General features: G+C 72.2%; 17 protein-coding genes and 1 tRNA gene. 2 read left to right on the top strand and 16 right to left on the bottom strand.

Going from position 1 to position 20,055, the window contains the following annotated elements:
- Nucleotides 1-38 precede the first annotated feature (38 nt).
- The gene (locus tag ACFSL2_RS02125) at nucleotides 39-422 is read left to right on the top strand and encodes a PaaI family thioesterase (RefSeq protein WP_377200752.1); all 384 of its coding nucleotides are present in this window, start codon (nucleotides 39-41) and stop codon (nucleotides 420-422) included.
- A gap of 299 nt (nucleotides 423-721) precedes the next feature.
- Here ACFSL2_RS02125 and ACFSL2_RS02120 read toward each other — a convergent pair whose 3' ends face one another.
- Entirely contained in the window at nucleotides 722-1,369 is a 648-nt protein-coding gene (locus ACFSL2_RS02120) for a GNAT family N-acetyltransferase (protein WP_377196246.1), read from the bottom strand.
- 125 nt (nucleotides 1,370-1,494) lie between these two features.
- Nucleotides 1,495-2,103, bottom strand: a complete 609-nt coding sequence (locus tag ACFSL2_RS02115) for an ANTAR domain-containing response regulator (RefSeq protein WP_233257301.1) — start codon at nucleotides 2,101-2,103, stop codon at nucleotides 1,495-1,497.
- A gap of 135 nt (nucleotides 2,104-2,238) precedes the next feature.
- Between ACFSL2_RS02115 and ACFSL2_RS02110 the strand changes: the two genes are divergently transcribed.
- Nucleotides 2,239-2,322: transfer RNA gene (locus ACFSL2_RS02110), tRNA-Leu, on the top strand.
- A gap of 67 nt (nucleotides 2,323-2,389) precedes the next feature.
- On the opposite strand, the gene ACFSL2_RS02105 is transcribed toward ACFSL2_RS02110, so the two are convergent.
- The 14 genes from ACFSL2_RS02105 to hisI form a co-directional block, all read right to left on the bottom strand.
- Nucleotides 2,390-4,060 carry a RyR domain-containing protein gene (locus ACFSL2_RS02105; protein WP_377196245.1) on the bottom strand — a complete coding sequence of 557 codons (1,671 nt, stop codon included), beginning with the start codon at nucleotides 4,058-4,060 and terminating at the stop codon, nucleotides 2,390-2,392.
- A 127-nt stretch (nucleotides 4,061-4,187) separates the two neighbouring features.
- Complete coding sequence (gene pyk, locus ACFSL2_RS02100; RefSeq protein ID WP_377196244.1) at nucleotides 4,188-5,624, bottom strand: pyruvate kinase; 1,437 nt, start codon at nucleotides 5,622-5,624, stop codon at nucleotides 4,188-4,190.
- Nucleotides 5,625-5,694: 70 nt separating this feature from the next.
- On the bottom strand, nucleotides 5,695-7,173 hold the full coding sequence (locus ACFSL2_RS02095) for a glutamate synthase subunit beta (RefSeq protein WP_377196243.1): 1,479 nt from the start codon (nucleotides 7,171-7,173) through the stop codon (nucleotides 5,695-5,697).
- The gene (gene gltB, locus ACFSL2_RS02090) at nucleotides 7,166-11,749 is read right to left on the bottom strand and encodes a glutamate synthase large subunit (protein WP_377196242.1); all 4,584 of its coding nucleotides are present in this window, start codon (nucleotides 11,747-11,749) and stop codon (nucleotides 7,166-7,168) included. The genes ACFSL2_RS02095 and gltB overlap by 8 nt, the downstream gene beginning before the upstream one ends.
- Nucleotides 11,750-11,864: 115 nt before the next feature.
- The gene (lgt, locus tag ACFSL2_RS02085) at nucleotides 11,865-12,929 is read right to left on the bottom strand and encodes a prolipoprotein diacylglyceryl transferase (RefSeq protein ID WP_377196241.1); all 1,065 of its coding nucleotides are present in this window, start codon (nucleotides 12,927-12,929) and stop codon (nucleotides 11,865-11,867) included.
- A complete protein-coding gene (trpA, locus tag ACFSL2_RS02080) occupies nucleotides 12,926-13,846 on the bottom strand; it encodes a tryptophan synthase subunit alpha (RefSeq protein WP_377196240.1) in 921 nt (306 codons plus the stop codon). Before trpA ends, lgt begins: the two co-directional genes overlap by 4 nt.
- On the bottom strand, nucleotides 13,843-15,126 hold the full coding sequence (trpB, locus tag ACFSL2_RS02075; RefSeq protein WP_377196239.1) for a tryptophan synthase subunit beta: 1,284 nt from the start codon (nucleotides 15,124-15,126) through the stop codon (nucleotides 13,843-13,845). Before trpB ends, trpA begins: the two co-directional genes overlap by 4 nt.
- A gap of 11 nt (nucleotides 15,127-15,137) precedes the next feature.
- Nucleotides 15,138-15,953 carry an indole-3-glycerol phosphate synthase TrpC gene (gene trpC, locus ACFSL2_RS02070; protein WP_377196238.1) on the bottom strand — a complete coding sequence of 272 codons (816 nt, stop codon included), beginning with the start codon at nucleotides 15,951-15,953 and terminating at the stop codon, nucleotides 15,138-15,140.
- A 186-nt stretch (nucleotides 15,954-16,139) separates the two neighbouring features.
- Nucleotides 16,140-16,586 carry a DUF2752 domain-containing protein gene (locus ACFSL2_RS02065; RefSeq protein ID WP_377196237.1) on the bottom strand — a complete coding sequence of 149 codons (447 nt, stop codon included), beginning with the start codon at nucleotides 16,584-16,586 and terminating at the stop codon, nucleotides 16,140-16,142.
- Nucleotides 16,570-16,860 carry a DUF4190 domain-containing protein gene (locus tag ACFSL2_RS02060; RefSeq protein ID WP_377196236.1) on the bottom strand — a complete coding sequence of 97 codons (291 nt, stop codon included), beginning with the start codon at nucleotides 16,858-16,860 and terminating at the stop codon, nucleotides 16,570-16,572. Before ACFSL2_RS02060 ends, ACFSL2_RS02065 begins: the two co-directional genes overlap by 17 nt.
- An 8-nt stretch (nucleotides 16,861-16,868) precedes the next feature.
- Nucleotides 16,869-17,129, bottom strand: a complete 261-nt coding sequence (locus ACFSL2_RS02055) for an HGxxPAAW family protein (RefSeq protein ID WP_377196235.1) — start codon at nucleotides 17,127-17,129, stop codon at nucleotides 16,869-16,871.
- A gap of 60 nt (nucleotides 17,130-17,189) precedes the next feature.
- Nucleotides 17,190-17,843: a Trp biosynthesis-associated membrane protein gene (locus ACFSL2_RS02050; RefSeq protein ID WP_377196234.1), complete on the bottom strand. Its 654-nt coding sequence runs from the start codon at nucleotides 17,841-17,843 to the stop codon at nucleotides 17,190-17,192.
- Nucleotides 17,840-19,444: an anthranilate synthase component I gene (locus tag ACFSL2_RS02045; protein ID WP_377196233.1), complete on the bottom strand. Its 1,605-nt coding sequence runs from the start codon at nucleotides 19,442-19,444 to the stop codon at nucleotides 17,840-17,842. Before ACFSL2_RS02045 ends, ACFSL2_RS02050 begins: the two co-directional genes overlap by 4 nt.
- A complete protein-coding gene (gene hisI, locus ACFSL2_RS02040; protein ID WP_377196232.1) occupies nucleotides 19,441-19,827 on the bottom strand; it encodes a phosphoribosyl-AMP cyclohydrolase in 387 nt (128 codons plus the stop codon). Before hisI ends, ACFSL2_RS02045 begins: the two co-directional genes overlap by 4 nt.
- Between the last annotated feature and the right edge of the window lie 228 nt (nucleotides 19,828-20,055).

Here is a 20,055-nt window from a genome sequence, read left to right as displayed (position 1 = left end):
CCGCGACGCCCTCAGAGACCGAGATCGACTGGAGGGCGATGTACGGCAGCGCCGACACGACCGGCACGCTCTTCGAGCGGATGGAGATGGAGCTGCTGGAGCTCGCCCCGGACCGCGCGGTCGGGCGGATCCCCGTCAAGGGGAACACCCAGCCCGCCGGCCTGCTGCACGGCGGTGCGTCGGTGGTCCTCGCCGAGACGCTCGGCTCGCTCGCCGCGCAGGCGCACGCGGGCCCGGACAAGAAGACCGTGGGTATCGAGGTGAGCGCCACCCATCACCGGGCGGCCCGCGAGGGCTACGTCACGGGGACGGCGTCGGCGATCCACCTGGGCCGTACGACGGCCTCGTACGAGATCGTCATCACCGACGACGCGGGCAAGCGGGTGTGCACCGCACGCCTGACGTGCATGATCCTCGGCTAGAGCCGGAGGTGCAGCGCAGGGTGCGGGCCGAGGGACGAGGTACGCGCCCGGAGCGGAACCGCAGGCTCTAGCCGACAAAGGCAGAGCTGAGCCGGAGGTGCAGCGCAGGGTGCGGGCCGAGGGACGAGGTACGCGCCCGGAGCGGAGCCGCAGGCTCTAGCCGACAAAGGCAGAGCTGAGCCGGAGGTGCAGCGCAGGGTGCGGGCCGAGGGACGAGGTACGCGCCCGGAGCGGAACCGCAGGCTCTAGCCGACAAAGGCAGAGCTGAGCCGGAGACGAAACCAGGACCGGGCGGAGACTCAGCCCGTCTTGGCCGGGCGGCGGCGGGACGGCGCGCCGCCGCCCACCGGGCGCAGGTCGATGGGCCCGGACTCCAGCACGGACCGGGCCCGACGGCGGCGGGCGATCAGGTCCTCGAGGCCCGCGCGGGCGGACCGGCGGCCGGCGTGGGCGTCACGTGCCGCGGCGTCGGTCGCGAGGCGCCGCTGGAGCGCCGCGACGGGGGCCACCCGGTGGCCCGCGGCCGGGGCGAACCCGAGCCGGGCGAGGAAGCGCTGCACCCCGCGGTTGCCCGGCACCGGCGCGGAGTAGATGTCGCCGCACTCGTGCTCGGCCGCGAGGTCGGTGGCCGCGCGGAGCAGTGCGTGCCCGACGCCGTGCCGGCGCGCACCCGGCGCGACGAACAGCAGGTCGAGGTACAGGCTCGCGCGGTACGCGAAGAGGTAGGCGGCTACGACGCGGCCCAGGACGACCCCGACGACCTGTCCGTTGTGCTCGGCGACCAGTACGTGCCCGCCGGCCGCGAGCAGCACGCTGAGGTGTTCCAGCAGGCGACCGGTCTCCTGGGCGCCGAGCTGTGCCCCGGTCGGCGAGTCGTCGCGTGCTTCAGCAGCCAGCGCGGCGACGGCCGGCAGGTCGTCCTCGCGGGCGGGGCGAATCTCGAGCACGCTGATCTCCTTCCGGGATCTGGAGTTCCGGACGTCGAGCCCGGCTGAGCGCAGAGACTAGTCCTGACCCGGCCGGCAGGAAACACACCGACCGAAAATTCACCCGCTCCTGGGTGTCGGGCGGGTCAGGCGCCGACCTGCTCGATGACGGCGTCCGCTACCTCGCGCATGGTGAGACGACGGTCCATCGACGTCTTCTGGATCCAGCGGAACGACTCCGGCTCCGACAGGCCCATCTTGGTCATCAGGAGGCCCTTGGCGCGGTCCACGCGCTTGCGGGTCTCGAAGCGTTCGGTGAGGTCAGCGACCTCGGCCTCCAGCGCGCCGATCTGCGAGTAGCGCGAGATCGCGATCTCCACGGCGGGCAGCAGGTCGGCCGGGGTGAAGGGCTTCACCACGTACGCCATGGCGCCGGCGTCACGCGCGCGCTCGACGAGCTCGGTCTGCGAGAACGCCGTGAGCAACACCACAGGCGCCGCATGCGCCTTGCCGATGCGCTCGGCGGCAGAGATGCCGTCCAGCTCGGGCATCTTGACGTCCATCACGACGACGTCGGGCTTCAGCTCGATGGCCAGGTTCACGGCGGTCTCGCCGTCACCGGCCTCACCCACCACGTCGAACCCCGCCTCGCGCAGCGTCTCCACGACGTCCATGCGGATAAGGGCCTCGTCCTCGGCCACGACGGCGCGGCGGGACGGGTTGGCGGGAGCTGCCTCCGGCTCGGCGTCGATCATCGGGGGCAGGTCCAGGGAAAGCTTCTCGGTGTTCTCGTCGGTCACGGAGAACATCCTACGTCGCGCACACCCGGGCTTGGGGCCTGGACCGGCGGTGTGGTTCTATGTCTGCTGCACGACGCTGCGGTGCAGCGGGCCGGGTTGGCGGAACAGGCAGACGCGGCGCTCTCAAAAAGCGCTGTCCGAAAGGACATGTGGGTTCGAGTCCCACACCCGGCACAGTGCCCCCCTCACGTGCGCGGACCGCTCGGTCCCCCCGCACGCGGGCTGGTACGTGTCGTGCGTCTCACGCCCGGGCGGGCACCGGGCTCTCGGCGTACCGGACGAGCTCCAGGCCGAACTCCCCCAGGATCTCCGGCAGGAGCCGCACCACGTCACGGTCCTTCTCCCGGTTCGCCTCGGTCAGCTCCGACCACGGCACTCCGACCATGGGGTGCACCTTGGCCGCGTCGTCCCGCACCTGCCCGCCACGCCAGCCCTGCTCGATCCGCACGGACTCCCACAGCGCGTGCTCCGCCTCGGCGAGCTTCTCGAGCTCCGCCCCCTCGAACACGACCTCGGCGGCGCCGTCGCGCGGCGCGATCGTCGCGCCCATCCGCGCCAGGCGCTCCGGCAACCCCACGACCCACCCCCGGTTGGAGGCGCGCAGGCTCTCGGGGAGCTCCTCCCAGCGCACCATGGCGGGCAGGTCTCCCCATCCGACCCCGCGCTCGAGCTGGTTGCGCAGGTACACGTGGTGCACCGACCGCGCGATCCGCTCGTACATGTCCGCGTGCGCACGCGCCTCCTCGCGCTCGACGTCCGCGAGCAGGTCTCGCATCGTCACGGTGCGCAGGCGCCCGTCCAGGTCGTCGAGCACCCGGGACGCCTCCGTGCCGAACGCGCCCGTCAGTCCGGCCATCCCGTCGAGCAGGAGCACCAGCGACCCGGGGCCGCCGTGCCACAGCCGTGTCGCCGTGAGGGCCACCCGCAGGGACGTGCCGTCGGAGGCGTGGCAGACATAGACGACGTCCGGGATCCCGGGATCGCCCCCGCCGAGGGCCGGCGCCGCCCGCAGCGTGATCTTGTGCGCGACGGGCGACCACCGGGCCCGCAGCGCGTCGGCGACCGGCTCGGCATCGTCCGCGACCAGCTCGACGGTCAGCCGGGCGCCGTCCCCCGCGAGCTCCCACTCGCGGGCCAGCCCCACGACGAGGGCCTTGGCGAACTCGCCCGATCCGAGCACCGCCACCCGGGTCTCCGGCGCCGGGCCACCCGGGGCGTCCGCCATGCGCCGCACCTCACGCACCGCGAGCGCCTGCGCGGCGATGACGTCGAGCGTGAAGAAGTCGACGCCCGGTTCGGCGCAGCTGAGGTGCCGGGCCTGGAGCGCTATGCCGAGGTCGGGGTCGCTGACGTGGGCGTACAGGCGGTCGGGTCCGCGGCCGGCACGGCGCACGGCGTGCTCCGCCTCGGCCACGGTGAGCACGTTGGCGGTCGCCTCGACCGTGTCGTCGCCGCACGCGTACAGCACGGTCGCGCCGGCGAGGCCCACACCGTCCAGGCCGGAGGCGTCGGCCGTCCGGAGCACCCGGTGGCCGGCGGCCTCCAGGGCCGCGGTGACGGTGTCCGCGGCGTCGGTCTGCCCGACCACGATCGCGTGCCCGCGCGCACGCCGGTCCCTGAACCGGCGGATCTCGCCGGTGAAGAGGGCACGCGCTGCCTCGAACAGGGCGTAGACGGCCGTGGCGGGCGCGAGGAACCGTGCGGCCTGGAGCTGCCAGGAGAGGGACCCGCCGACGCTGGCCGGGTCGGCGCCCAGCACGAAGAGCTGCAGGTCGTGGTACACGATGTCGTACCAGGTGCGGCCGGGCTGGTGGCTGGTGTCGAGCGCGAGGCCCCACCACCCGAGGCTCAGCGAGACCACGACGAGGGTGGCGAAGCCGAGCCGGGACCAGGGCAGGGAGGCGCGGTTCACGCCGGGAACAATAGCGACATCTTGCCCGGGCGGCGGTGTCCTGCTCAGCCCGGGGACGCGAACAGGCCCGGACGCCCTCCCTGCGGGGGTGTCCGGGCCTGTTCCGCGCGAGCCGGGAGACCGGCCGTCAGACCATGCTGTAGCCGTCGACGTGCGATCCGATGCGGTGCACCAGGATCGAGTTCGTCGTGCCGGGGACGCCGACCGGCGCACCGGAGACGACGACCACGAGGTCGCCCTTCTCGGCGAGGCCCTGGTCCTGCAGCGTGCGGTCCACCTGGTCGACCATCGCGTCGACGTTCTCGACCTTCGGCACCAGGTACTCCGAGGTGCCCCAGGTGAGCGCGAGCGTGTTGGCGACGTGCTGCTCCGGGGTGAAGGCGAGCAGCGGGATCGAGGAGCGCAGACGCGACATCCGGCGTGCGGAGTCACCGGACTGCGTGAACGTCACGAGATACTTGACCCCGAGCGTCTCACCGATCTCGGCGGCGGCCCGCGTGATGGCCCCACCACGCGTGTGCGGCGTGGAACCGAGCGGCGCGATGCGCTCCCGGCCCGCCTCCTCCGTGGCCTCGATGATGCGGGCCATGGTCTCCACGGTGACGATCGGGTAGTCGCCCACCGAGGTCTCCCCGGAGAGCATCACCGCGTCGGCGCCGTCGAGCACAGCGTTGGCGCAGTCCGACGCCTCGGCGCGGGTCGGCGTCGGCGACGTCGTCATGGACTCGAGCACCTGCGTGGCGACGATGACCGGCTTGGCGTTGCGCCGCGCCATCTCGACGATGCGCTTCTGCACGAGCGGCACCTGCTCCAGCGGCATCTCGACCGCGAGGTCACCACGCGCCACCATGACACCGTCGAACGCCGCGATGACCTCGTTGAGGTTCTCCACGGCCTGCGGCTTCTCGATCTTGGCGATGACGGGGACCGTGCGGCCCTCCTCCTCCATCACCCGGCGGACGTCCTCGTAGTCCTTGGCGGACCGCACGAACGACAGCGCGATGAAGTCGGCGCCGAGCTTGAGCGCCCAGCGCAGGTCCGACTCGTCCTTGTCGGACAGGGCGGGCACGGAGACCGCGACGCCGGGCAGGTTGATGCCCTTGTTGTTCGAGACGGGGCCAGGGACCTCGACCTCGGTGATGACGCGCGGCCCCTCGACGGCGGTGACGCGTACGCGCACCTTGCCGTCGTCGATCAGCAGCGGGTCACCCACGTTGGCGTCGTTGGTCAGGCCCTTGTGGGTGGTCGACACCAGTTCCCGCGTACCGAGGACGTCCTCGGTCGTGATGGTGAACGTGTCGCCCTTGTTCAGGAAGTGCTTCTCGTCCCCGGCGAACCGGCCGAGCCGGATCTTGGGGCCTTGGAGGTCGACGAGCACGGCGACGGACTTGCCCGCCGCCTCCGCGGCGGCTCGCACGTGGCGGTAGACCGCCGCGTGCGCCTCCTGCTCGCCGTGGCTGCGGTTGATCCGCGCCACGTTCATGCCGGCGTCTACGAGTTCCCGGAGCTTCTCCGGCGACTCCGTAGCGGGTCCGATGGTGCACACGATCTTGGCTCTGCGCATGTCTCCAGCCTAGGCAGGCGGGCGCCGCAGCGCCCTGTGGGGGTGAACAACTCCCGGACGGGTTCTCCGGTCACGACCGCAGAGCGAGCGTGCGCGGACGCACCGGGGCAGGCAGCTCGGTGCTGCCCTGCAGGTAGGTATCAGCCGCGGCGGCCGCGGCGCGGCCCTCCGCGATGGCCCACACGATGAGGGACTGCCCGCGGCCGGCGTCGCCGGCCACAAAAACTCCGGGCAGACTTGCAGCGTAGTCGTCGCCGCGGGCGACCAGACCACGCTCGGTGATCTCGATGCCGGTCTGCTCCTCGAGCACACCGGTCTCGGGGCCGGTGAAGCCCATGGCCACGAGCACGAGGTCGGCAGGGATCTCGTGCTCCGTCCCGGGCGTGGCGGCGCGACGACCGTCGGGCAGGTACTGCGTCTCCGCGACCTTGAGCGCGCGGACGTTGCCGTCCGCGTCGGGCAGGAACTCGACCGTGGACGCGAGGTACGTGCGCTCGCCGCCCTCCTCGTGCGAGCTCGAGACCTCGAACAGGATCGGGTCCGTCGGCCACGGCTGGTTCGCCGGACGCTCGGTCGGCGGCATCTTGCCGATCGCGAGCGTGGTGACGCTCGCGGCGCCCTGGCGCAGCGCGGTACCGAGGCAGTCCGACCCGGTGTCGCCGCCACCGATGATGACCACGTGCTTGCCGGCGGCCGACGGCGCGCCCTCCGGCAGGACGTCCGGCGTGCCGGCACGGACCGCGTCGTTGGCCGGCGTCAGGTAGTCCATGGCGAAGTGGATGCCCGCCAGGTCCCGGCCGGGCAGCGGCAGGTCACGCGGCACGGTGGCGCCCGTGGCGACCACTACCGCGTCGAACCGGCGGCGCAGGGCGTCCCAGCTCATGTCCTTGCCGATCGTGGTACCCGCACGGAAGCGCGTGCCCTCGGCCTCCATCTGCGCCAGCCGGCGGTCGATGTGCAGCTTCTCGAGCTTGAAGTCCGGGATGCCGTAGCGCAGGAGGCCGCCGACGGCGTCGTCCCGCTCGTACACGACGACGGTGTGGCCGGCGCGGGTGAGCTGCTGCGCCGCGGCGAGCCCGGCGGGGCCCGAGCCGACGACGGCGACCGTCGAACCCGTGAGCCGCTCCGGGACGTGCGGCGTGACCAGGCCGCGGGCGAACGCCTCGTCGATGATCGACACCTCGACGTTCTTGATCGTCACCGCCGGCTGGTTGATGCTCAGCACGCAGGACGACTCGCACGGCGCCGGGCACACCCGCCCGGTGAACTCCGGGAAGTTGTTGGTCGCGTGCAGGCGGTCGATCGCGTCGGCCCACTGGCCGCGCCACACCAGGTCGTTCCAGTCCGGGATCAGGTTGCCCAGCGGGCAGCCCTGGTGACAGAACGGCACACCGCAGTCCATGCAGCGGCCCGCCTGCTCCTTCAGGAACGGTTGCCCGTCCTCGCGGTGCGCGTGCGTGTCCTTCCAGTCACGCAGACGCACCTCGACGGGTCGGTTCGGCGGGAGCTCCCGCTCCCGGACCTTGAGGAATCCTCTGGGGTCAGCCACGTGCCACCTCCATGATCTGGTCCCAGACGGTCGGGTCCCACTGGGTCTTGCCCGAGACGTCGGCGCCTGCGGCCTCCGCCTCCGTGAGTGCCAGGCGCACGCGCGCCCAGCCGGGCGGCAGCAGCCGGCTGAACCGGCCACGCGCGAGGGCGGGGTCGGCGAGCAGCTCGTCGGCCACCGTCGATCCGGTCTCGGCGCGGTGCCGCTCCAGGAGCCCGCGCACGGTCTCCCAGTCGGCGTCCGCCAGGGGCTCGAGCGAGAGCTCGCCCGCCTCGAGCGCCGCCTGGTTGACGCGCGAGACGCGCAGGTCCAGGAAGTACGCCGTGCCGCCGGACATGCCGGCGCCGACGTTGCGGCCCGTGGGGCCGAGCACCAGCACCGTGCCACCCGTCATGTACTCGCAGGCGTGGTCGCCCACGCCCTCCGCGACGAGGGTGGCGCCGGAGTTGCGCACGCCGAACCGCTCCCCCACGCGACCGCGCAGGTAGACCTCGCCGGACGTGGCGCCGTAACCGATGACGTTGCCACCGATGACGTTGCCGCCGTCGAGCACCGCGGACCGGTCCGGGCGTACCGCGATGCGGCCACCCGACAGTCCCTTGCCGACGTAGTCGTTGGCGTCGCCGAACAGGCGCAGCGTGATGCCCGGGGGCAGGAACGCGCCGAGCGACTGCCCGGCCGACCCGGTGAGGGTGACCTCGATCGTGTCGTCGGGCAGGCCGACGCCGCGGTACCGCTTGGTCACCTCGTGGCCGAGCATCGTGCCGACCGTACGGTTCACGTTCCGGATGGGCAGCTCGATCCGGACCGGCTCCCCGTGCTCGAGCGCGGGGGCGGCCGCCTTGATGAGCTGGTTGTCCAGCGCCTTGACCAGACCGTGGTCCTGCACCGCCGTGTGGCGCAGCGACGAACCGTCCTTGAGCTGCGGCCGGGCCAGCACCGGCGTCAGGTCGAGGCCCTCGGCCTTCCAGTGGTCCACGGCCTTGCGGGTGTCGAGCACCTGCACCTGGCCCACTGCCTCCTCGAGGCTGCGGAACCCGAGCGCCGCGAGGTGCTCGCGCACCTCCTGGGCGATGAACTCGAAGAAGTTCACGACGAACTCCGGCTTGCCGGTGAACCGGCTGCGCAGCTCAGGGTTCTGGGTCGCGACGCCGACCGGGCAGGTGTCGAGGTGACACACGCGCATCATGATGCAGCCCGACACGACCATGGGTGCCGTCGCGAACCCGAACTCCTCGGCCCCCAGCAGCGCCGCGACGATCACGTCGCGGCCCGTCTTCATCTGGCCGTCCACCTGGACCACGATGCGGTCGCGGAGGTCGTTGAGCACCAGGGTCTGCTGGGTCTCGGCCAGACCGATCTCCCAGGGCGTGCCCGCGTGCTTGAGCGACGTGAGCGGCGAGGCACCCGTACCGCCGTCGTGCCCGGAGATCAGGACGACGTCGGCGTGCGCCTTGGACACGCCCGTCGCCACCGTGCCGACGCCGAACTCGCTGACCAGCTTGACGTGCACGCGCGCCTCGGGGTTGGCGTTCTTCGCGTCGTGGATCAGCTGGGCCAGGTCCTCGATCGAATAGATGTCGTGGTGCGGCGGCGGCGAGATCAGCCCGACGCCCGGCGTCGAGTGCCGGGTGCGCGCCACCCACGGGTAGACCTTGGACCCGGGCAGCTGCCCGCCCTCACCGGGCTTGGCGCCCTGGGCGAGCTTGATCTGGATGTCGGTCGCGTTCGTCAGGTACTCCGAGGTGACACCGAACCGGCCGGACGCGATCTGCTTGACGCGCGAGCGCCGCTCGTCGTCGTAGAGCCGCTCGGGGTCCTCGCCACCCTCGCCCGTGTTGGACCGGCCGCCGAGGCGGTTCATCGCGATCGCGAGCGTCTCGTGCGCCTCGGCAGAGATAGACCCGTAGGACATGGCACCCGTGTTGAACAGCTTGACGATCTCCGAGACCGGCTGGACCTCGTCGATCGGCACGGGCTCGCGGTCGGGGCTGAAGCGCAGCAGGCCGCGCAGGGTCATGAGACGGTTCGACTGCTCGTCCACGCGCCGGGTGTACTGCCGGAAGATGTCCATCCGGCCGGACCGGGTGGCGTGCTGCAGGCGGAACACCGTCTCGGGGTCGAACAGGTGCTCCTCGCCGTCGCGCCGCCACTGGTACTCGCCACCCGTGGTGAGGCGCTCGCCCGGCTTCAGGTTGCCCGAGGGCGGGTACGCCTCCGCGTGCCGCGCCGCGACCTCGGCGGCGATGACGTCCAGGCCGATGCCACCGAGCCGCGAGGTGGTGCCGGTGAAGTAGTCCTCGACCAGGTCGTGGGACAGGCCCACCGCCTCGAAGATCTGGGCACCGCGGTAGGACATGATCGTGGAGATGCCCATCTTGGACATCACCTTGAGCACGCCCTTGCCGAGCCCCTTGATCAGGTTGGCGACCGCCTGCTCCGGCGTGACGTCCAGGTACCCACGGCGGGCGAGGTCCTCGACCGTCTCCATCGCGAGGTAGGGGTTCACGGCGGCCGCGCCGTAGCCGATCAGCAACGCGACGTGGTGCACCTCGCGCACGTCGCCGGCCTCGACCACGAGCGACACCCGGTTGCGCGTGTGCTTGCGCACCAGGTGGTGGTGCACCGCGCTGGTCAGGAGCAGCGACGGGATGGGGGCCAGCTCGGAGTTGGCGTCCCGGTCGGACAGCACGAGGAAGCTCGCACCCTCCTCCACGTACCGGTCGACGTCGGCGAAGATGGCCTCGAGCCGGGCCAGCAGCGCGCCGCCGCCGCCCGAGACCTCGTAGAGGCCCTGGATGGTCTCGGCGTGGAAGACGCCCTCGAGCTCGCGGTCGCGCTCGACGTGCACGATCTTGGCGAGCTGGTCGTTGTCCAGCACCGGGAAGCCGAGCACGAGCTTGCGGGCGTGCTCCGGCAGGTCGGCGAGCAGGTTCGGCTCGGGGCCGATCGCGCTGCCGATCGCGGTGACGAGCTCCTCGCGGATCGCGTCCAGGGGCGGGTTCGTCACCTGCGCGAACATCTGCGTGAAGTAGTCGAACAGGAGCCGCGGGCGCTGCGAGAGCACCGCGACCGGCGTGTCCGAGCCCATGGCACCGAGCGGCTCTCCACCGGTGGTCGCCATCGGCGTGAGGATGATCTTGAGCTCTTCCTCGGTGTACCCGAAGGCGCGCTGGCGGCGCCGGACCGACGCCGGGCTGTGCGCGACGTGCTCGCGGTCGGGCAGCTCGTCGAGGTGCACCGAGTGCTCGCTGATCCAGTCCCCGTACGGGTGCTTGGCAGCGAGGCCCGACTTGATCTCCTCGTCCTCGACGATCCGGCCGGAGCCGGTGTCCACGAGGAACATCTTGCCGGGCTCGAGGCGGCCCTTGCGGACCACCGTGGCGGGGTCGATGTCGAGCACGCCGGCCTCGGAGGCCAGCACGACGAGCCCGTCCTCCGTGACCCACCAGCGACCGGGGCGCAGACCGTTGCGGTCCAGCACCGCGCCGATCAGGGTGCCGTCGGTGAACGTGAGGGAGGCGGGGCCGTCCCACGGCTCGATGAGGTTGGCGTTGTACTCGTAGAACGAGCGCAGCGCGGGACCCATGCTCGCGTTGTTCTCCCACGCCTCCGGCACCATCATCAGCACGGAGTGCGGCAGGGAGCGGCCGCTCAGGTGCAGCAGCTCGAGCACCTCGTCGAAGCTGGCTGAGTCGCTCGCCCCGGGCGAGCACACCGGCTGCAGCGCCTCCAGGTCACCGAGGAGGTCCGACTCCATGGTGCCCTCACGCGCTGCCACCCAGTTGCGGTTGCCGCGCACGGTGTTGATCTCGCCGTTGTGCGCCAGCAGCCGGAACGGCTGGGCCAGGGGCCACGACGGGAACGTGTTGGTGGAGAACCGCGAGTGGACCAGGGCGAGCTCGGTGGCGTACCGCGGGTCGGACAGGTCCGGGAAGAACGGCTCCAGCTGCGCGGTGGTCAGCATGCCCTTGTACGTCAGGGTCCGGGCGCTGAGCGAGGCGAAGTACAGACCGGCCTCGTTCTCCGCCCGCTTGCGCAGGCGGTAGCAGCGGCGGTCCAGGTCGATCCCGGACAGGGCTCGCGACGGGTCCGCCACCACGATCTGCCGGAACACCGGCATCGAGGCGCGGGCCGTCGGGCCGACGATCCCGGCGTCCACGGGGACGTCGCGCCACGCGAGCACGTCGAGCTTCTCCTCGGCGGCCAGGGCCTCGATACGGCGTACGACGGCGTCGCGCTCGGCGTCGTCGGCCGGCAGGAAGGCCGTACCGATCGCGTAGCTGCCCGCTGGGGGCAGGTCGACGCCCACCACGTCCCGGATGAACGCGTCAGGGATCTGGGTCAGGATCCCGGCGCCGTCGCCGCTGTCTTCCTCCGCTCCCACCGCGCCGCGGTGATCGAGGTTCAGCAGGGCGGTCAGTCCGGCATCGACGATGTCGCGTCCGGGCGTGCCGCGGAGCGTCGCTACGAAGGCAACACCGCACGCGTCATGCTCGGCCGCCGGATCGTACAGGCCGGCACCAGTCATCGGCGCGGGCAACCCAACCCTCTGTGTCGGCAACGGCTTGGTCATGGGTCCTCACAGGCACCCGGCCATGGCCGGGCGCAGTTCCTTGCGATGGTCCGGGACGACGGCGGCCCGGTCGGTCAGGGGGCTCGTCGTCCGGTGGTCCCGGCGGTCGTGCCCCTCAGGTGCGCGCGGAGGTGTCCGCGTCGGGCTCCTCCACTGCTGCGGTCTTCTCTTCCTCCGGCTCGGCAGCTGCCTCGCCGGTCCCTGCACTTGCTGGGTCAGGCTCTGGGTCAGGCTCGGGATCGGCCTCAGGTCCGGCCGACGGATCATCCCCCTCGGGCCGCAGCCGTACCGTCTCTTCCCTGGTGGGGAACTTGCGAGCCAGCACGACCAGGACCACCAGGGCCGTGAGACCCAGGAGGACCGAGGTCCAGACGTTGAGGCGGAGCCCCAGCACCAGTTCCGCATCGTCGATGCGGAGCATCTCGATCCAGACCCGTCCGAGAGTGTAGAGCAGGACGTACGTCCACAATACCCGCCCATGACCCAACTTGAACCGACGGTCGAGAAACAAGAGGGCTCCGGCCATCGCCAGGCACCACAAGATCTCGTACAGGAAGGTCGGGTGGAACAGCGTGCCCTCGGGGTACGCCACCCCCGTTGCGGGGTTCGACACCAGGTACTCGGCGTCGATGCGCAGGCCCCACGGCAGCTCCGTGGGTCGCCCGTACAGCTCCTGGTTGAACCAGTTGCCGAGCCGGCCGACGGCCTGCGCGACCAGGAGACCCGGTGCGGCGGCGTCCGCGAAGGACGAGAGCCTGACGCCCTTCTGACGGCAGCCGAGCCAGGCGCCGAACGCACCGAGCGCCACGGCGCCCCAGATGCCCAGGCCACCCTCCCAGACGTAGAGCGCCTTGATCGGGTCGCCGCCGCCCGAGAAGTTCTCGCCGAAGTATCGGTCGGGCGAGGAGAGCACGTGGTAGATGCGGCCGCCGAGCAGCCCGAAGGGCACCGCCCAGAAGACGATCTCCAGCACGTCCTCCGGGTTGCCCCCGCGTGCCTTCCACCGTCTGGCGGTCATCCAGACGGCGATCGCGATACCCGCGAGGATCGCCAGGGCGTAGGCCCGCAGCGGAAAGATCCCGAGGTACCAGGTGTGTTGGGAAGGGCTGGGTATCTCGGTGGCCAGAGCCGCCGGCAGCACAGCTGGCAGAGATGCCGGCAGTACGGTCAGCAGCGTCACGGGGCCTCTCCGGGAGTCGTCGCACCGCCGGGCACGACGGCTGGGGATGTGTCAGTGGGCGCGGTGGCGCGGGCCGACCGTACCCCGGCGGCGAGGTCCTTCGTCACCTCGGCCAGATTCGTGAGACGGACCGCCCACTCGGCGTCGGTCAGCGGGTCGTCCGACAGCAGCGGCCGGACCAGCGCGGAGCCGACGATGACACCGTCGGCGAAGCGGCCGATCTCCTCGGCCTGCGCCCCGGTCGAGACGCCGAGGCCCACGCAGACGTTCGCCGCGCCGGCGGCGCGGGTGTCCGCCACGAGCTGCTCGGCGCGCGAGCCCACCTCGGACCGCACCCCGGTCACACCCATGAGCGACGCCGCGTAGACGAAGCCACGCGTCGCGTCCACCGTGCGGCGGAGCCGTTCCGGCGTGGAGCTCGGGGCCACGAGGAACACGCGGTCCAGGCCGTGCGCGGTGCTCGCAGCGATCCAGTCGGGGCCCTCGTCCGGGATGAGGTCCGGCGTGATCAGCCCGGCGCCCCCCGCCGCGGCCAGGTCCCGGGCGAACGCGTCGGCGCCGTACTTGAGCACCGGGTTCCAGTAGGTCATGACGAGCACGGGAACGTGCGGAGCGTGGTCGGACAGCTCGCGCAGCACCCGGAACACGTCCCGCACGCGGGCGCCCGCGTCCAGTGCGCCCTGCGCGGCCTGCTGCACCACCGGACCGTCCAGCACCGGATCCGTGTACGGGATGCCGAGCTCGATGATGTCGACGCCGTGGTCGATCAGGGTCTTGAGCGCCTCGATGGACCGGTCCACCGTGGGGTAGCCCACCGGCAGGTAGCCCACCAGGGCGGGCCGGTTCTCCTGCTCGCGCAGCCGGCCGATCAGGTCACCCGTACGCGGCCCGGTGGCCGGCTCGGTCACTGTGCTCATCCCCGGCCCTCCTGCCGCTCGAGCTCTTCTGCCGCGACGCCGTTGTCGGCGCCCTCCAGCAGCCCGAACCACCGGGCCGCCGTCGCCACGTCCTTGTCGCCGCGACCGGAGAGGTTCACGAGGATCAGGAGCGGCTCGCCGTCGGGCCCGGTACGGCCCTCTGCCGCCGCGGCCTTGCCGACGCGCAGCGCGCCGGCAAGGGCGTGCGCCGACTCGATCGCCGGGATGATGCCCTCGGTGCGGCACAGCAGGCGGAACGCCTCCATGGCCTCGTCGTCGGTCACCGGCTCGTAGGTCGCACGGCCCAGGTCGTGCAGCCAGGCGTGCGCAGGGCCGACACTCGGGTAGTCCAGGCCCGCCGACACGGAGTGGCTGGGCAGGGTCTGGCCGTCGTCGTCCTGCAGCAGGTAGGAGCGCGCGCCGTGCAGCACGCCCAGCGCCCCACCGCTGAACCGGGCCGCGTGCCGGCCGGACTCGATGCCCTCGCCGCCGGCCTCGAAACCCCGCAGCTCGACGCTCTTGTCGTCGAGGAACGCGTTGAAGATGCCGAGCGCGTTGGACCCGCCACCCACGCACGCCGCGACGACGTCGGGCAGGCGGCCGGCCCGCTCCAGGATCTGCTCCCGTGCTTCCTCACCGATGATGCGGTGGAACTGGCGCACTATCTCGGGGAACGGGTGCGGGCCCGTGACGGTGCCCAGCAGGTAGTGCGTGGACTCGACGTTGGCGACCCAGTCGCGCAGGGCCTCGTTGATCGCGTCCTTGAGGGTGCGCGAGCCGATCGTCACCGGCACCACCTCGGCGCCGAGCAGGCGCATCCGCGCCACGTTCAGCGCCTGGCGCCGGGTGTCCTCCTCGCCCATGTAGATCACGCACTCGAGATCCATCAGGGCCGCGGCGGTGGCGGTGGCGACGCCGTGCTGACCGGCGCCCGTCTCGGCGATGAGGCGCTTCTTGCCCATGCGCTTGACCAGCAGGGCCTGCCCCAGCACGTTGTTGATCTTGTGCGACCCGGTGTGGTTCAGGTCCTCACGCTTGAGGAACACGCGCACGTCGCCCGCGTGCGCGGCGAACCGCTGCACCTCGGTCAGCGGACTGGGCCGCCCCGTGTACTCCCGGTGCAGGCGCTGCAGCTCGGCCGCGAACTCGGGGTCGTCGGCCGCCTTGCGGAACTCGGTGTCCAGCTCGTCGAGCGCGGCGATGAGCGCCTCGGGCACGAAACGCCCGCCGTACTGGCCAAAGTACGGTCCAGAGACGTCGGAAAGCTTCACGGAGGTCACCTCGGATCCCTTCAAGCCGGACGGACGGACCGCAGCGACGGGTGCGAGCCGGCCGCCACGAGGTCGGCCACCGACGAGCGCGGGGCGCCGTCGGTCACCAGGGCCTCGCCCACCAGGACGCCGTCGGCGCCGGCGCGGGCCATCTCCATCACGTCGTGCGGACCGCGGATGCCGGACTCGGCGATCTTGATCACGTCGTCCGGGATGTACTCGGCGAGGCTGCGGAACAGGCCGCGGTCCAGCTCGAGGGTCTTCAGGTTGCGGGCGTTGACGCCCACCACCCGGGCACCGGCGTCCACGGCCCGGCGGACCTCTTCGAGGTTGTGTGCCTCCACCAGGGCGGTCATGCCGAGCGAGTGCACCCGCTCGACGAGCGACTCCAGCACGGTCTGCTCCAGGGCGGCCACGATGATCAGCACCAGGTCGGCGCCGTGCGCTCTCGCCTCCCACACCTGGTACGGCGTCACCACGAAGTCCTTGCGGAGCACCGGCACGTCCACCCGGGCGCGGACGGCGTCCAGGTCGGCCAGCGAGCCGTTGAACCGGCGCTGTTCGGTGAGCACGGAGATGGCGGAGGCCCCGCCGGTCTCGTACTCGACGGCGAGCGCCGCCGGGTCGTCGATCGACGCGAGCGAACCCTTGCTCGGGCTCGAGCGCTTCACCTCGGCGATCACCGATACGGCGTCCGCCTGCTTGAGGCGGCCGAGGCACTCGAGGGCCCCGGGCACCGCGGTGGCGCGCTCCTTGAGCGCGTCGAGAGACACACGTGCCTCACGCTCCGCGAGGTCCTCACGAACTCCCGCGACGATGTCCTCCAGGACCGACATGTAATGAGCCTCCCGTGCCCTTGCTCTGCCCTCGTCATATGCCTCGTACGTCTGCTGGGGGGCGATCGCCCCATGGCCATCGTAGGCGGATCAAAGGTGTGGTCCTGACCACTCCCGGAGCGTGAGACGACGGTCCGTCAGATCCCGGCCCGGGAGCAGGACGAGGACTTCCTGGAGATCACCTGATCAGAGCCACGGAGTCAGGTAGGGCTGCAGACCGGGGAGGTTGCGGGCCACGAAGAACGCGAGCGCGACGCCGAGCGTGACCCACCCGGCGGTGCTGGACAGGCCCTTGACGGGCCGCCCGCGCGCGGCGGACAGGAGCCACGTCAGCCACAGGACCACCACCACGGGGGCGGCCACGGTCCACAGGGCGTTCGCCGACCAGGCGCCCGCCAGGTCGAGGTGCGCGAGGTCGTGGGTGGCACGCAGCCCTCCGCACAGCGGACAGGCGAGGCCGGTGAGCTCCAGCAGTGGGCAGAACCCGTAGGAACCCCGTGCGTGCGGGTCGCGGAGCGCGACCAGCAGCGTGGCTGCCCCGACCGCGGCACCTGCCAGCAGCGGCGCGCGGAGCGCCGACCGGACGACGGGCCGGGTGCCGGTCCTGGTGGTGACCTCAGGTATCGGGACCACCGGCCAGGAAGCGGAGGACGAGCAACAGGACCACCACGGCCAGGATCACCAGAGAGATCCAGCCCAGGACGACACCGGTCAGCGCCATGCCCTCGTTGTTCGCCTCACCGGCGCGCACGGCCCGACGGCCCTGGTTGCCGACGATGATGGCGGGGATGCCGGTGAAGACGCCCAGTGCCAGGACGACCGAAGCGATGCCCAGCACCAGCGACCAGACCCCCAGACTGTTCCGGGGGTACGCGGCGGGCGGCGCGGGCATCGCGAGCTCGGTCATCGCGAGGACTACCGCCTGACCTGCTTCTGGCCCAGGCCCAGGTTGCGCAGGACCAGGCCCACGATCAGGGCGGCCACGATCACGACGAAGCCGAGGGCGAACACGACCAGCCAGGCCGACGAGGACTGCGCCACCAGCACACCCCAGGCGGCGATCAGCACGCCCAGCGTGATGCCGGCCATCGTCACCCACGCGGCGACCGTGTGGCCGTGGTTGGTCGGCGGAACGCCCGGCGGCAGGTAGGCGATCTCGGGCTTGTTGTCGGTCATCGCAGGTGGGTGCCTTTCGTGTCGTGCGGTACGCGGACAGCCTAACCGCTCCGGGTCAGGTCAGCGGCCCGTGGGGTCGTCGCCACGGGACAGTGCGTCCCAGGCGTCGTGCGGGTCGATCTCGTCGTCGTCGGTGCCCGGGGAGTCCCCGTCGGCGGATCCGGCGGGGTGCCCGGCCGAAGGTGTGTCGCCGGCCCCGGTCGGCGTCCCGTCGCCCGCGGGCGCGCCGGCGGCTCCCGCGCGTTCGTGCCGGCCGGACGTCGCCGCCCAGCCGCGCGCCGCGACGGCGCCCCAGACGGCCACGACCACGGCGAGCACGCCCGTGGCGAGCGCCGCCCACGGCCACGCGGTCAGGGTGACGGGCGAGGTGAGCTCGGTGACGCCGCTGGTCGCCGAGGCGGCAGCGGTGGCGGCCGGCACCGGGTCGCTGACGACGACGAGCGTGCTCGCCACCACCAGCACGCCCGCGGCGGCCGCGACCGTGAGGGCGACGTACCGGGCCACCCGCCCGGTGAGGGCACAGGCGATCCCAGCGGCCAGGAGCACCAGGGCCCCGGCCCCGACGCCGGGTGCCGCCGAGGTACCCGCCGCGGCGACGGCCACCTCCGGTTCCAGTGCGGTGGCCACCGTGGTCGTCACCCAGGTGGGTGATCCGGTGCCGAACGTCAGCGCGCCCAGGACGAGCAGCGCCAGGACGGTGCGGGTACGGGTCACTTGCCGCTCCCGGCCGGTCGCAGGGGGGCGAGGCGGGACGCGAGCTGGATGGCCCGCACGGCCGCCGCCGCCTTGTTCCGTGACTCCGCGTACTCGGAGGCCGGCACCGAGTCGGCGACGATGCCCCCGCCCGCCTGGACGCTGGCGCGGCCGTTCGCGATGTACGCGGTGCGGATGGCGATGGCCATGTCCATGTTGCCGCCGAAGTCGAAGTAGCCGCAGACGCCGCCATAGATGCCGCGCGAGGCGGGCTCCAGCTCGTCGATCAGCGCGATCGCCCGGGGCTTGGGGGCGCCGGACAGCGTGCCGGCCGGGAAGGTCGCCTTCAGGGCGTCCAGCGCGCTGCGGCCGGCACGCAGGCGGCCCACCACGGTGGAGCACATGTGCATGATGTGGCTGAACCGCCGCACCGTCATGAACTCGACCACCTCGACGCTGGTGGGCTCGCACACCTTCACCATGTCGTTGCGGGACAGGTCGACGAGCATGATGTGCTCGGCCCGCTCCTTGGGGTCGGCCAGGAGCTCCTCGCCGAGCTCCGCGTCCTCCTCGGGCTGCGCGCCACGCGGCCGCGACCCGGCGATCGGGTAGGTGGTGACGTGGCCGTCGTCCACCTTCACGAGGGTCTCGGGGCTGGACCCCACGACCGCGAACTCCGCGCCGTCGGGCTTGGCCAGGTGGAAGTAGTACATGTACGGGCTCGGGTTCACCGTGCGCAGCGCGCGGTAGACGTCCAGCGGGTCCGCCGGACAGTCCAGGTCCAGGCGCTGGGACAGCACCACCTGGAACACCTCACCGTCGCGGATCGCCTCCTTGCCGGCGAGCACGGCGTCCTCGAACTCCTCCTGCGTGGACCGGAACTCGAGCTGCGGCTCCGGGCCGTCCACGACCACGGACGTGACCCGGCTCCCGCCCGCCTCGAGCTGCGCCTCCATGGCGTCGAGCCGGGCGACGGCGTCCGCGTACGCCTCGTCGACGCGCTCGTCCGTGGCGTCCGCGTTGATCGCGTTCGCCACCAGCCACACGGTCCCCTCACGGTGGTCCACCACGGCGAGGTCGGTGGCGAGGCACAGCGCGAGCTCGGGCGCACCCACCTCGTCCGGAGCGGTCGACGGGAGCGTCGGCTCCCAGTGCCGCACGATGTCCCAGCCCAGCACCCCGGCCAGACCGCCGGTGAGCGGCGGGAGGTTCGCGACGCCGGGTGTGCGGAGCGCGGTGAGCGCGGCCTCGAGCACGTCGACGACGTCGCCGTCGGTCGGGATGCCCACCGGCACGTCACCCGTCCAGACCGCCTGGCCCTTGTCGCTCGTCAGCGTCGCACGCGACGTGACGCCGACGAACGACCAGCGTGCCCAGACACCGTCGGACTCCGCCGACTCCAGGATGAAGCTGCCCGGCTTGCTGCGGGCGAGGGTCCGGTAGAGACCGACGGGCGTCGCGTCGTCCGCCAGGAGGGGCCGGACCACCGGGACCACCCGGCGGTCGGCAGCCATCTCCCGGAACTCCCCGAGGCTCGGCCAGGTGCGACCCCAGGGCAGGTCGGCGGGTGCGGTCGCCGTGCGGGCCTCGTGGAGGTCGAGCTGGGTGTCGAGCTGGGTCACCGGTCCTCCTCGTATCGCTGGTTGCGTTCTCCGACCACCGCGCCGAGGTCGCCCCCGGCGTCGAAGCACGTGCGTGTGCCGGTGTGGCAGGCGGCCCCCACCTGGTCCACCTGGACCAGCAGGGCATCGCCGTCGCAGTCGATGCTCACGGCCTTGACGTACTGGGCATGCCCGGACGTGTCGCCCTTACGCCAGTACTCCGCGCGGCTCCGGGACCAGAAGGTCACCCGGCCCTCGGTGAGCGTGCGGCGCAGGGCCTCGTCGTCCATCCAGCCGACCATGAGCACCTCGCCCGAGTCGTGCTGCTGGACGACGGCAGCCACCAGGCCGGCGTCGTCCCGCTTGAGTCGGGCAGAGATCGTGGGATCGAGAACTTCGGGCACCCGAGAATCCTGCCACGTCGCGGGCCGACAGCGGTGTGATGTCCGTCGTCGGCGCGTGGCGAGGCGGGGAGCGGGGCTGGGGCAGGGCCGGGGCTGGGGCAGGGCCGGGGCTGGGGCGGGCCGGGTCGGTCGCGGCCGGTCGCGGCCGGTCGGGTCGGTCGGGTCGGTCGGGGCCGGTCGCGGCCGGTCGGGTCGGTCGCGGCCGGTCGCGGCCGGTCGGGTCGGTCG

Source organism: Promicromonospora aerolata (genome assembly GCF_042682255.1).
GTDB classification, from domain to species: domain Bacteria; phylum Actinomycetota; class Actinomycetes; order Actinomycetales; family Cellulomonadaceae; genus Promicromonospora; species Promicromonospora aerolata.
This window is presented reverse-complemented; position numbering and strand designations above follow the sequence as displayed.

Coding starts and splice junctions, on each gene's coding strand:
- pyk (WP_377196244.1), bottom strand. CDS start 5,624: ATGCGCAGAGCCAAGATCGTGTGCACCATCGGACCCGCTACGGAGTCG.
- gltB (WP_377196242.1), bottom strand. CDS start 11,749: ATGACCAAGCCGTTGCCGACACAGAGGGTTGGGTTGCCCGCGCCGATG.
- ACFSL2_RS02055 (WP_377196235.1), bottom strand. CDS start 17,129: ATGACCGACAACAAGCCCGAGATCGCCTACCTGCCGCCGGGCGTTCCG.
- ACFSL2_RS02060 (WP_377196236.1), bottom strand. CDS start 16,860: ATGACCGAGCTCGCGATGCCCGCGCCGCCCGCCGCGTACCCCCGGAAC.
- trpC (WP_377196238.1), bottom strand. CDS start 15,953: ATGTCGGTCCTGGAGGACATCGTCGCGGGAGTTCGTGAGGACCTCGCG.
- trpA (WP_377196240.1), bottom strand. CDS start 13,846: ATGAGCACAGTGACCGAGCCGGCCACCGGGCCGCGTACGGGTGACCTG.
- ACFSL2_RS02115 (WP_233257301.1), bottom strand. CDS start 2,103: ATGATCGACGCCGAGCCGGAGGCAGCTCCCGCCAACCCGTCCCGCCGC.
- ACFSL2_RS02125 (WP_377200752.1), top strand. CDS start 39: ATGTACGGCAGCGCCGACACGACCGGCACGCTCTTCGAGCGGATGGAG.